Genomic DNA, 10,799 nt, shown 5'->3' on the forward strand with positions numbered 1-10,799 from the left:
AATATTATTAGTCTTTATCTCGCCTTATCCCTTAATGAGGTGCGTATTATAGACGCTTTATTTGCTAAGTCAAGAAGTTTTTTTATTTAGTTTGAAAGTTTTTATCAGGCTACTTCTACTTATAGGCAGGTTGAATGAAACTCTCTCGCTAATGGTGGTTTATTCAGTGCTAAGCACTTTGTAAACACTCTTCCCTTTCGACTGGGTGGCATTATACGCGCATTTGAAGGTGGGTCAAGGGGTTATTTAGATTTGTTTTAAATTAGTTTGCATGGGTGCGCTCGGCATACCCTACTTACCATTTTTGTACTATAGCTTCCTAAACATACCCCTGCTACAGCTTACCTATCTTTTTAAAGAAGGCTTTATAGGCGGTAACTTTTTTATCTAATGCTAAAGGATAGGCGCGTGAAGTCGAAGGTAATCTATATAAGGTAAGTTCATTCACCTTAGCTTTATCATTCGCATTATTCCGCCATGTATAAGGATAAACCATACTTTGATTGGTCTTAGGATATTTCGATTTGGCAGGTGGCTCCGCTAATAAATTGAGCAGCACCTCGGTTGCTTTACCGCCCGTGGTAAATAAGGTTTTAACCTTTGGTACTTGGGGCAAGATATTATCTAGATCAACTGGCGTCACAACGGTTAAGTTTTTATCTGAGGCGTTACCCGTTTCACGGATGGCCCGATGCACCGTGGGACAAGAAGCAATACCGCGCTCAAACATAAAGGCGCGGATACGCTCGGGATCAAAGCGCTTTTCATCGCCTACTCTAAAGTAATTCATATCATCAAAGAACACGCTGCCATAAATACGCCACATATCATTATAAAAGTTCGGGTAGTGAAAGCGCATGGCCCATTTATCGGCGGTTGGTGGAAAAGTACCCATCATCATCACGGTGGCGTCGGGTGGTAACACGGGTCCGAAAGGATGGGTTTCTACTTCGGCTGCTCTGGTTTCAGACATGAGCGGATTGGTAGCCATTTTATTAGGATTTTCATGAACGTCGGATGGTTGTGTAGTCATAAGATTCTTCATCAGAAAAGCGGTTTTTTTGGTATCATAGCAAGCCTAAACACTACTTCATTTCTCACGGCGCTATCTGGTCAAATATAGTCGACTTAAAATATAGGCGTAAAAGACGCTGAGTACAAAAATGCTCGGTTTGAATAAAAAGCTACGCTCTTAAAAGGCTATGCTTTATTTAACCTAAATTGGCGTGGCTTTAATAAAAATCATGACCGTTCTAATGATGACTTCATTAAAACCAGCTTTGCTCTAAAGCCTTATATGCATTTGGCTTGCTTTATTATTAGAGCGCTAAGCTTACTATTTATAGGCCAGCTATAGGGTTGAAGTGCGGTAAGTGTTTGTATCTTTTATACTAATGGCAACCGCAGTAACTGCGCAAGCATCAGCTAAAAACCAAGAGAGTACTTATGAATGACTTAAAAATCACCGTCATCTATCATCCGCTAGTCCGTCATAAACTCAGCCTTATGCGTGAAAAAGACTGTAGTACCTATAAATTTCGCACCCTAACCAAAGAGCTTGCGCGCTTGATGGCTTATGAAGCAAGCCGTGATTTTGAAATTGAAACCTTCCCGATGCAAGGCTGGTGTGGTGAAATCACTGGTGAGCAAATTTCGGGCAAAACTGTGACTATCGTTCCTATTTTGCGTGCTGGTATCGGTATGCTAGATGGCGTGCTCGATTTAATTCCGACGGCGAAAATCTCTGTCGTTGGCTTACAGCGTGACGAAGAAACCTTGCAGCCGGTACCGTTTTTTGAAAAATTTGTCAGCCACATGGACAAACGCCCTGCGCTTATTATTGACCCAATGTTAGCCACTGGCGGCTCGATGGTTGCAACCATTGAGATGCTAAAGAAAAATGGCTGTACCAATATTAAAGCGTTGGTGTTGGTTGCCGCTCCTGAAGGCGTGCGTTTGGTGAATGAAGCGCATCCTGACGTCACCATTTATACCGCCGCACTCGACAGCCATTTAGACGAGCACGGTTATATCATCCCAGGTTTAGGCGACGCGGGCGATAAAATCTTTGGTAAGCAGTTATTTAACAAGTAAGACAACGCCTTTAAACCAAGACAAGCCGTCGTTATAAACCATGACACATGTACAGAACATCAATGATAAGGATATAAGATGAACGTATTGATTACAGGGGCAAGCGCGGGTTTTGGCAAAGCGCTGGCTGAGCGTTTGGTTACCAATGGTCACCGCGTGATTGGCTGTGCCAGACGCCTCGATAAGTTGCATGCTTTGGCAGACACCTTGGGCGAGGCATTTTTACCTGTGGTCATGGATGTCAGTGACACGGCGACTATCCCGCAAATCCTTGCTGACTTGCCTAAAGATTTTAAGCAAATCGATGTCTTGGTGAATAACGCTGGACTGGCACTCGGCACAGAGCCTGCGCAAAATGCCAGTCTTGATGATTGGATGCGAATGCTTGATACCAATGTTAAAGGTTTGATGGGCTTAACGCATGCAGTCTTGCCAGCCATGGTGGCACGCGATAGCGGTTATATTATTAATGTTGGTTCGATTGCTGGTAGTTGGCCTTATTTTGGCGGTAATGTTTATGGCGCAACCAAAGCTTTTGTCAAACAGTTTAGCTTAAATCTACGCGCGGACTTACTTGGTACGCAAGTAAGGGTGACTAATCTTGAACCGGGTAATGTCGCGGGCACCGAGTTTTCAAACGTGCGCTATCATGGCGATGACGATAAAGCCGCCAAGGTTTACGACGGTTTTAAAACCATGACTGGCGATGATATTGGCGATATTTTATTATGGCTGATTGAATCGCCCGCCCATATTAACGTCAATCGTTTGGAAGTGATGCCTGTGGCACAAACTTATAATGGTCTGACCATTGCAAAGCAAGATTCATAAACGTTTATTAGCTCTTTAACGTAATTCATAAGACCGAAGCAATATAGTCGCCTCTATATTGCTTCTTTTTTTGACTATGACATTATCTTCATCGACCAAGCGCAATTCCCGAAAATCCAAAATCAATACCTCATTACGCGTGCGCTCGCTGGTGCGTTTATTATGGCGAATGGGAAAGCCTAACACCTCTCTGCCACTCACTATTATTTGATTAATAATAACCGTTGCATGGCTTAGCGCCGTTTTTTCATTAATTTTTTGCGCGTTCATTACCGCAGTAGCAGGATTCACTGTCGTGGTTAAAAGTTTGGTTTGGCGCACACTTTTTGGCATAGCGCCTGCAAAAAATAACACTTGCTCTAGTGGTAAATACTGCGCGTGGCGCATAAGCTCGCGGCGAAACAGTGCCGGCATATCGGTATTAAAGCTGTCCTCTGTTTGCCGATAAAAGGCGGTAAAGTTACGATGTAAGTAGCGCCCAAATACAGTGCTATTGATCCAATCTTGATAGACATCATTGGCTAATAATTGCTGCGTAAAGGCGTCGGCATCTGGCGTGTCCTCTGCCATGAGCATGGCCATCAATAGCGCCTGCGGCGTCGTAAACGTTTGCTGCTGCCAAACTTGCGGATAAAGATGACTGTCAAGTAATGGTAAAGTCAGCTTGCCCATACGCTATTATCCTTATTAATCATTGAGCCTACTCTTCAATACCTATAGTATCTACTATATAACTTCCTATCAAACGTATATGGCCTTATGAAGACAAGCTTGCTTACTTTACCTGCTAACTACCAGCTCCAAACGATAAATATCGCTGCGGCTGATGGTACGCTTTTGCCAGTTTCTGTGATAGGAAATGGACAACCTGTGCTGCTGCTACATGCTTACGGTATGGACGCGCGTGAGTTTTTGCCGTTTGTTTTGCCTTTAGTGAGCAAATATGCCTTTTATCTGCCGCATTTACGAGGCTTTGGCGCTGCAAAAGACATCAATCTGACCCAATTTGATTTTGTCCGCCAGTATGCCGATGATATGAGGAACGTCATTGAACACGTTTGCTTAGCGCGCAATATAGAAGCGCTACCTGTTGCAGCCATCTCGATGGGTGCGCAAGTGATGTGGGCGTATTTCGAACGTTATGGCAGTGCAAAAGTCAGCCGTTATTTAAACATCGACCAAAGCCCTGCGATTCATAATCAGCCTGATTGGCAAGGCGGTCTGTTTGGCGCGCGCCAGCAAGAAGTGTTTGATATTTTTCATAATGTCGTCAATATGACTTTGCCCTATGCTGCGCTCGATAGCTTTACTCATCTGCCGTTTACTATAAAACGCCGGGTGACTGACGTTGAGCGACTGTTTTCTTTATTGTCAGTCAATCGCCCGCGTTCCAAAGCGCTCATACAAGTCTTGACCCATCAAAATGACCATAAGCTGGTATTTTACGATCATAGCATCTGGCAACATAAGATGCGCTGCTTGCAAGCCTATTTGACATTGCCATATGATTTTCGCGGCGCGCTAGAGCGCGTCACTATTCCGGTGCTCAATCTCATCGGTGGTCGCTCCAAGTTGTACGATCCAATATGGCAGCAAAAAACTACCCATCTGTTGCCCAACGCTCGCGAGGTTTTGTTACCGCGCTCAGGTCATGCAGTGCCGCTGGATGAGCCGATTGGATTTTATAAAGTGTTAAAAGGGTTTTTGCAGGGTTAACTGCTCATTTATATAAAAAAGCGACCTTCATGGGTCGCTTTTTATTTGGGCAATAAATTTTGAACGTTTTAATATATCATTAGTCAACTAAGGCTTTAACCAACTCAAATCGTGGCACTTCCTTACCGTCACGTATCACAGTTTCACTAAACATGGCTAATGGTCGAACCCATACGCCATATTCACCATATAAGCAGCGATAAATCACTAACGCCTCTTCGGTTTCTGAATGCTGCGCGGTATGCAATACCTGATAAAGATTGCCTTTATAATGGCGGTAAATGCCTTGGGGGATTAATTCTAATTTATTGTCTTTCATGGTTAGCTAGCTTCTCTATCAACTTGATTTTATGTTCAGGCCATTCATCTTTTGACATGCTATACATCACCGCATCAGTAATTTTGCCATTTCGTCGTACTTTAATGCCACGTATGACGCCATCTTTTTTGGCACCAATTCTTTCAATTGCCTGCTGCGATTGAGTATTTTCAATATCTGTACGCCACCCAACGGTTAGATACTCTAAGGTTTCAAAAGCATGGGTTAATAGCATGAGCTTACAGGTCGTATTGACGTGACTACGCCAGTACGATTTGGCATACCATGTATAGCCAATTTCTAAGCGCCTTGCTTGAGGTAAGATGTCATGATAACTGGTACTTCCAATAGCTTTTCCCATCCTTTTATCTATCACTGCAAAAGCCACTCTATCAGTCATATTTTCGGCTCCATTAATATAGTCAGCTACGGTTACTGGCGTAGGTACAGATGTGGTCACCTTTTTCCAAAGCTCACCGTCTCGGCAAGCCTCTATTAAGTCATCGGTATGACTTAGAGTTAACGGTTCAAGAGTAACGCCATTATGTGATAGGGTTGATTGATTTAGCATATTTTTCTCTCAAGCAATCGTAAATACAAAAAATAGTTTACCCAAGCAATGAGCTACCCCACCGTCACTTTTGCATAAGCCTTTTTACCCGCTTGGATAACCACCGTTTGTCCTGAAGTTAAGCTAAAGCCCGCGTCAACGACTTCGCCATCGACTTTTACCGCGCCACGTTTGACCATGTCTTTGGCGGCTGAGTTGTTTTTAGCAAGTGCCGCTTGATTTAAGATTTGCGTGATAAATAGCGCGTCTTGTCCTTCCAAATCTAACGTTACTTCTGGCAAATCGACTGGCAATTCGCCATCAGCAAGCACGTTGCCCGCTGACTTGTGCGCATTAGCCGCCGCGTCGGCATCGTGGAAGCGCTCGATTAATTCTTCGGCAAGAATGCGTTTGATTTCTTGTGGATTGCGACCGTTTTCCATCTCGCTCATTAACGCTTCGACTTCTTCCATCGGCTTAAAGCTTAAGAATTCAAAGTAGCGGCGGATTAAAGTATCTGGCATCGACAGCAGCTTTTGGTACATGGTGCCTGGCGCATCATAAATACCGACATAGTTGCCAAGAGATTTTGACATTTTATTGACGCCATCTAGCCCTTCTAGGATTGGCACCGTGATACAAACCTGCGGCTCTTGACCATAACGACCTTGTAAGGTACGTCCCATCAGGATGTTAAAGGTTTGGTCAGTTCCGCCCAGCTCGACGTCGGCTTTTAGCGCGATAGAATCATAACCTTGTACCAATGGGTATAAAAACTCATGAATGGCAATGGGCGTTTGCGCCGCGTAGCGTTTAGAGAAATCATCGCGCTCAAGCATACGTGAAACGGTCAACTGGCTTGACAACTGAATCATATCACCCGCTGACATGTCTTTAAACCATTCAGAGTTAAAGACGATCTTAGTTTTTTCTTTATCCAAAATCTTAAAGACTTGTTCCGCATAAGTCTGCGCATTCACTTTGATTTGCTCATCGGTCAATGGCGGACGCGTGCTGTTTTTGCCAGATGGGTCACCAATCTTGGCGGTGTAATCGCCAATTAAGAAATAAATCTCATGACCCAAATCTTGAAAATGCTTGAGCTTGTTAATCAGCACTGTATGACCCAAATGCAAGTCGGGTGCGGTAGGATCAAAGCCTGCCTTGATACGTAACGGACGGTTTAGTTTTAGTTTGGCAACTAAATCTTCTTCGGATAAAATCTCTTGCGTACCGCGCTGAATCAAGGCAAGTTGTTCTTCTAGGGTGTAAGTTTGGGTGGTCATGATGCTCTCTTTATTGTCTTTATTAACAGGGTAAAGCGTTTGGGCTAATTAGAATCTCGTAGCCAGCAAAAGATGTTAGAATTTGAGGGATATACTAGCGTTTTTTAAGGTAAATTGCCATGACCAAGCCTGCTCAGACTATGAATGATCCTGAAAACACCGAATTTTTAGTTCACTCACCTAGTTTCATAAATAATGACGACGATGCAAACTACGCTTCCTTAACCGATGCGCTTGAGCAAACGGTATTTGAAAATTTCGATGACGGCTTATATATCGGCATGATGTCTGGCACCAGCTTAGACGGTATGGACGCCGTACTTTGTCAATTTGGTAATGAAGAAGACAGGCAACAACCGCTGCAACTGTTAGCCACTTATAGCCAAGATTTCCCGCCGCGCCTGCGTGAGGTGTTATTGGCCTTGTGTCAGCCAAATGGTATCAATCATTTAACACCTACAATCGGTGAACCAAATAGCGAATTAGACTGGTTTGGCTGGGCAAGTAAAGCATACGCTGATTTTGCTAGCGAGGTGGTCAATAATTTATTGCAGCAGTCCAATACCGATAGTGAGTCGGTCCTAGCGATTGGCTGTCATGGGCAAACGGTGCGCCACCGTCCGCAAATGGGCTTTAGCTTGCAATTGGTTGATGCCAATATCATTGCTGAGCGTACCGGCATTAGTGTGGTCAGTGATTTTCGCCGCCGCGATATGGCCGTCGGTGGTCAAGGCGCGCCCTTGGTTCCTGCCTTTCATCAAGCTTTGTTTTCTACGCCTAATAGTACGCGGGTGTTATTAAACTTGGGCGGTATTGCCAATATCACTGTTTTGCCAGCCAATGCTAACCTTATTAACGCTAATCCTGCTAATGATACGTCTGGTAACGATAGTCCGGTTATTGGTTATGACACCGGCCCTGCCAATTTATTACTCGATGCGTGGACATCACTGCATACCAATAAAGATTATGATGCTGGCGGCGCGTGGGCGCAATCAGGACAAGTGGTTGAGCCACTACTTAATCAGCTGATTGAACATCCGTTTTTTGCGCGTACTTATCCAAAAAGCACGGGGCGGGAAGATTTTAACTTAGCATGGCTACAAAATGAGCTACAAAAATTCGATCAAGCCTCTGCTCATATTCGTTATTCTTCAGCCGATGTGCAGGCAACATTGACCGAGCTGACCGCCATGAGCGCCAGTATGCAAATCAATACGTTTATTAATGCTCATGAAAAAAGCTCGGTCTATGTTTGCGGTGGCGGTGCCTTCAATGACTATCTAATGACGCGTTTGCAAGCGCATCTGCCTCATTGCACAGTAGAAACTACGGCAAGCTTAGGGCTGAATCCAGCTTGGGTCGAAGCCGTCGCCTTTGCGTGGCTGGCAAGGCAAACGCTAATGGGTGAAACGGGTAACTTGCCTGCCGTCACGGGCGCAAGTAAAGGCGTGGTATTAGGGCAAGTTTGTTTTGCTTAATGATTGATTTATTAGTTAAATTTTAGTTTACAAACGTGCACTTATGTGTTTTATAATGACGGTCAAAATACCTTCTTTTTAGGATCGCACGTACAGGATATATCGCATGAGCCAGCACAGCAGTTTACCGACCGACTCACTGAACGAACCATCGCCGAATAATGCCGACACTCAGGCGCATAAGCCACGCGAACAAAGGCAGAAACCACCGCACTACGAGCGTCCTGACGATATGCGCGTGGTGGTGACGGGTATGGGCGCTATTACTCCGCTTGGTCTTGATGTCGAGAGCTCATGGACGCGCCTACTTAATGGCGAAAGTGGTATCGCGCCGATTACTCATTTTGATGCAACCGACTATCGCGCGCAAATTGCGGGCGTGGTAAAGGATTTTGACGCCAAGCAATATATGAATGCTAAAGACGCGCGCCGCTATGATGAATTTATGCATTATGCGGTTGCTGCATCCGCCATGGCATTAAAAAATGCCGGCTTTATCGATGAAGTTAGCGCTGCCGATGCGCCTGTACAAGATGCCGAGCAAGAGCGCTTTGGCGTTATTTTGGGTTCAGGCATTGGCGGTATCCAAACCATTGAAAACAGCCGCGATACCCTACGTGACAAAGGCGCAAGCAGGGTCTCGCCTTTTATTATCCCAGGCTCCATCGTCAATATGGCGGCAGGTTTGGTCGCGATTAAGCACACCTTAAAAGGGCCAAACCTTGCGACATCGACCGCTTGTACCACCGCAACCCACGCTATCGGGCTTGCCGCGCGTTTGATTGCTTACGGTGATGCCGATGTCATGCTGGCGGGTGGCAGTGAAAAAGGCTCAAGCCCACTTGGTATGTCAGGTTTTGGAGCGATGCACGCCTTATCAACTCGTAATGACGAACCAACCAAAGCGTCGCGGCCGTTTGATAAAGACCGTGATGGCTTTGTGCTTGGTGATGGCGCTGGTGTCGTGGTACTTGAAAGCCTCGCCCATGCTAGCGCGCGCGGGGCAACGATACTTGCTGAGCTGGTTGGCTTTGGTATGAGTGATGATGCCAGCCACATTACCGCCCCACCAGAAGATGGTAGCGGCGCGGCGCGCGCCATGCGTAATGCCTTAAACGATGCCGGTATTGAGCCTGCCGTCGTTGGCTACGTCAACGCCCATGGTACCAGCACCCCTGCTGGCGATGTTGCCGAATCCATTGCCATTGAAACGGTATTTGCGCCCGTAAAAGACAGTATCTTGGTCAGCTCAACCAAGTCGATGACCGGTCACTTGCTTGGCGCCGCTGGTGGTATCGAAGCGATATTTACCGTCCTAGCCCTGCAGCATCAGCAAGTACCGCCAACCATTAACTTGGACAATGTCGAAGACAACTGTAATCTTGATTATGTGGCCAATCAATCGCGTAAAGTCGATAATCTGCAATATGCAGTCTCCAATAGCTTTGGCTTTGGTGGCACCAATGGCTCATTGATATTTGCCCGTTGGCCGGTTCAGCCCTAAACTAAAGAGAAGGTCAAAACAGCGACAAAAAGCGCGTCTTCTAGCTGTTGTAACCTTGGTGTCAGATTGGCTACGTTTGACCACTTGCAGCCCCTTATCGTACTTGCGTATGATAAGGGGTAATTTTTGCAACATTTATGGACGATACCATGTCAAGCTACTCATTTTCCCATCAGTTTTATCAGCGCTGGACGTGTGCGCCAGACCCTATCCGCGCCTCTATCATCCAAGAGCTTACCGATATCTCCACCCTATTACAACACGACACGCCGTTTGAAACCTTTGTTTTTAGCACCCATGACTTAGATGCGCATCTTGATGAACTTTATGAAAATCACGAAGCCGAACAAGCCATTGCCAAAGCCATCGCCGACAAACAAGCGCAGCAACAAGCGGCTGCCGAAAAACAACGTTTAGAAGAAGAACAGCGTTTAGAAAAAGAAAAAGAAAAAGAAAAACAGGCAAAAGCAGTAGATACTAAACGTAAAGAAGAAGAAAGATTAAAAGCAGCAGAAGCGGCGCAAAAACAGCAACAGCAACCTGAGCAGCTAGATACCGATAAAGACAACGGTGCGAGTGAAACAGAAAAATCAAATGCTGCTAGTCATGCTGAGGAAAACCAAGCCGCTGAAAAATCAGATACTACAAACGCTAACATGGATAAAAAAGCCATTCACGAGCCATCCAATGCAGCAAATGGCGCAAACGATAACAATATCAAAACCGTTATCGATAAAGCCGTCTCAGACGCTGCCATTCATCTGTCTTTAAAGGATACTAAGCTTGGCGCGACGCATCCAGATTTGATCCGCGAGCTTGAGATGCATGTGGACGATTATCTAAGCGAGCAAATGATGCAAATTTCTGAGAATTTAAAATCTTGGTTGCGTGCCGAGTTGGCACAGCATTTAACCGAACCCGATATGACCCGTGCTGATGACCATAAAGAGAATACCGCTAAAAAAAATATTCATTAGTGATAAAAATTGCTCCATACCTATAGTCAATCCCACCTAAA

General features: G+C 45.2%; 11 protein-coding genes. 6 read left to right on the plus strand and 5 right to left on the minus strand.

What is annotated here, in order from left to right; genetic code table 11:
• Positions 1–334: 334 nt before the first annotated feature.
• Positions 335–973: a DNA glycosylase gene (locus B4240_RS01735; protein WP_414707072.1), complete on the minus strand. Its 639-nt coding sequence runs from the start codon at positions 971–973 to the stop codon at positions 335–337.
• A 473-nt stretch (positions 974–1,446) separates the two neighbouring features.
• On the opposite strand from B4240_RS01735, the gene upp reads away from it, so the two are divergent.
• Positions 1,447–2,094 carry a uracil phosphoribosyltransferase gene (gene upp, locus B4240_RS01740; protein WP_296236508.1) on the plus strand — a complete coding sequence of 216 codons (648 nt, stop codon included), beginning with the start codon at positions 1,447–1,449 and terminating at the stop codon, positions 2,092–2,094.
• 78 nt (positions 2,095–2,172) lie between these two features.
• On the plus strand, positions 2,173–2,925 hold the full coding sequence (locus B4240_RS01745) for an SDR family NAD(P)-dependent oxidoreductase (protein WP_296236509.1): 753 nt from the start codon (positions 2,173–2,175) through the stop codon (positions 2,923–2,925).
• Between the two features lie 15 nt (positions 2,926–2,940).
• On the opposite strand, the gene B4240_RS01750 is transcribed toward B4240_RS01745, so the two are convergent.
• Positions 2,941–3,597: a hypothetical protein gene (locus B4240_RS01750; protein WP_296236510.1), complete on the minus strand. Its 657-nt coding sequence runs from the start codon at positions 3,595–3,597 to the stop codon at positions 2,941–2,943.
• A gap of 87 nt (positions 3,598–3,684) precedes the next feature.
• Here B4240_RS01750 and B4240_RS01755 point away from each other — a divergent pair, with 87 nt between their 5' ends.
• Entirely contained in the window at positions 3,685–4,641 is a 957-nt protein-coding gene (locus tag B4240_RS01755) for an alpha/beta fold hydrolase (protein ID WP_296236511.1), read from the plus strand.
• A gap of 79 nt (positions 4,642–4,720) precedes the next feature.
• Here the strand turns inward: B4240_RS01755 and B4240_RS01760 are convergent, their stop codons facing one another.
• The 3 genes from B4240_RS01760 to tyrS are packed head-to-tail and all read right to left on the minus strand — an operon-like array spanning position 4,721 to position 6,796.
• Positions 4,721–4,960, minus strand: a complete 240-nt coding sequence (locus B4240_RS01760) for a DUF1653 domain-containing protein (RefSeq protein ID WP_296236512.1) — start codon at positions 4,958–4,960, stop codon at positions 4,721–4,723.
• A complete protein-coding gene (locus B4240_RS01765; protein WP_296236513.1) occupies positions 4,947–5,531 on the minus strand; it encodes a GNAT family N-acetyltransferase in 585 nt (194 codons plus the stop codon). The genes B4240_RS01760 and B4240_RS01765 overlap by 14 nt, the downstream gene beginning before the upstream one ends.
• A 53-nt stretch (positions 5,532–5,584) precedes the next feature.
• Entirely contained in the window at positions 5,585–6,796 is a 1,212-nt protein-coding gene (tyrS, locus tag B4240_RS01770; protein ID WP_296236514.1) for a tyrosine--tRNA ligase, read from the minus strand.
• 140 nt (positions 6,797–6,936) lie between these two features.
• Between tyrS and B4240_RS01775 the strand changes: the two genes are divergently transcribed.
• The 3 genes from B4240_RS01775 (at position 6,937) to B4240_RS01785 (ending at position 10,758) form a co-directional block, all read left to right on the plus strand.
• The gene (locus B4240_RS01775) at positions 6,937–8,277 is read left to right on the plus strand and encodes an anhydro-N-acetylmuramic acid kinase (protein ID WP_414707073.1); all 1,341 of its coding nucleotides are present in this window, start codon (positions 6,937–6,939) and stop codon (positions 8,275–8,277) included.
• A gap of 232 nt (positions 8,278–8,509) precedes the next feature.
• Positions 8,510–9,781 carry a beta-ketoacyl-ACP synthase II gene (gene fabF, locus B4240_RS01780; protein WP_414707074.1) on the plus strand — a complete coding sequence of 424 codons (1,272 nt, stop codon included), beginning with the start codon at positions 8,510–8,512 and terminating at the stop codon, positions 9,779–9,781.
• A gap of 149 nt (positions 9,782–9,930) precedes the next feature.
• Positions 9,931–10,758, plus strand: coding sequence for a hypothetical protein (locus tag B4240_RS01785; protein WP_296236517.1), 828 nt, complete (start codon positions 9,931–9,933; stop codon positions 10,756–10,758).
• Positions 10,759–10,799 lie beyond the last annotated feature (41 nt).

Source organism: Psychrobacter sp. UBA5136 (assembly GCF_002414005.1).
In the GTDB taxonomy this organism is placed as follows: domain Bacteria; phylum Pseudomonadota; class Gammaproteobacteria; order Pseudomonadales; family Moraxellaceae; genus Psychrobacter.

Excerpts from the sequence above, each read along its gene's own strand:
- B4240_RS01735 (WP_414707072.1), bottom strand. The coding sequence starts at position 973 with ATGTCTGAAACCAGAGCAGCCGAAGTAGAAACCCATCCTTTCGGACCC.
- upp (WP_296236508.1), top strand. The coding sequence starts at position 1,447 with ATGAATGACTTAAAAATCACCGTCATCTATCATCCGCTAGTCCGTCAT.
- B4240_RS01745 (WP_296236509.1), top strand. The coding sequence starts at position 2,173 with ATGAACGTATTGATTACAGGGGCAAGCGCGGGTTTTGGCAAAGCGCTG.
- B4240_RS01750 (WP_296236510.1), bottom strand. The coding sequence starts at position 3,597 with ATGGGCAAGCTGACTTTACCATTACTTGACAGTCATCTTTATCCGCAA.
- B4240_RS01755 (WP_296236511.1), top strand. The coding sequence starts at position 3,685 with ATGAAGACAAGCTTGCTTACTTTACCTGCTAACTACCAGCTCCAAACG.
- B4240_RS01760 (WP_296236512.1), bottom strand. The coding sequence starts at position 4,960 with ATGAAAGACAATAAATTAGAATTAATCCCCCAAGGCATTTACCGCCAT.
- B4240_RS01765 (WP_296236513.1), bottom strand. The coding sequence starts at position 5,531 with ATGCTAAATCAATCAACCCTATCACATAATGGCGTTACTCTTGAACCG.
- tyrS (WP_296236514.1), bottom strand. The coding sequence starts at position 6,796 with ATGACCACCCAAACTTACACCCTAGAAGAACAACTTGCCTTGATTCAG.
- B4240_RS01775 (WP_414707073.1), top strand. The coding sequence starts at position 6,937 with ATGAATGATCCTGAAAACACCGAATTTTTAGTTCACTCACCTAGTTTC.
- fabF (WP_414707074.1), top strand. The coding sequence starts at position 8,510 with ATGCGCGTGGTGGTGACGGGTATGGGCGCTATTACTCCGCTTGGTCTT.
- B4240_RS01785 (WP_296236517.1), top strand. The coding sequence starts at position 9,931 with ATGTCAAGCTACTCATTTTCCCATCAGTTTTATCAGCGCTGGACGTGT.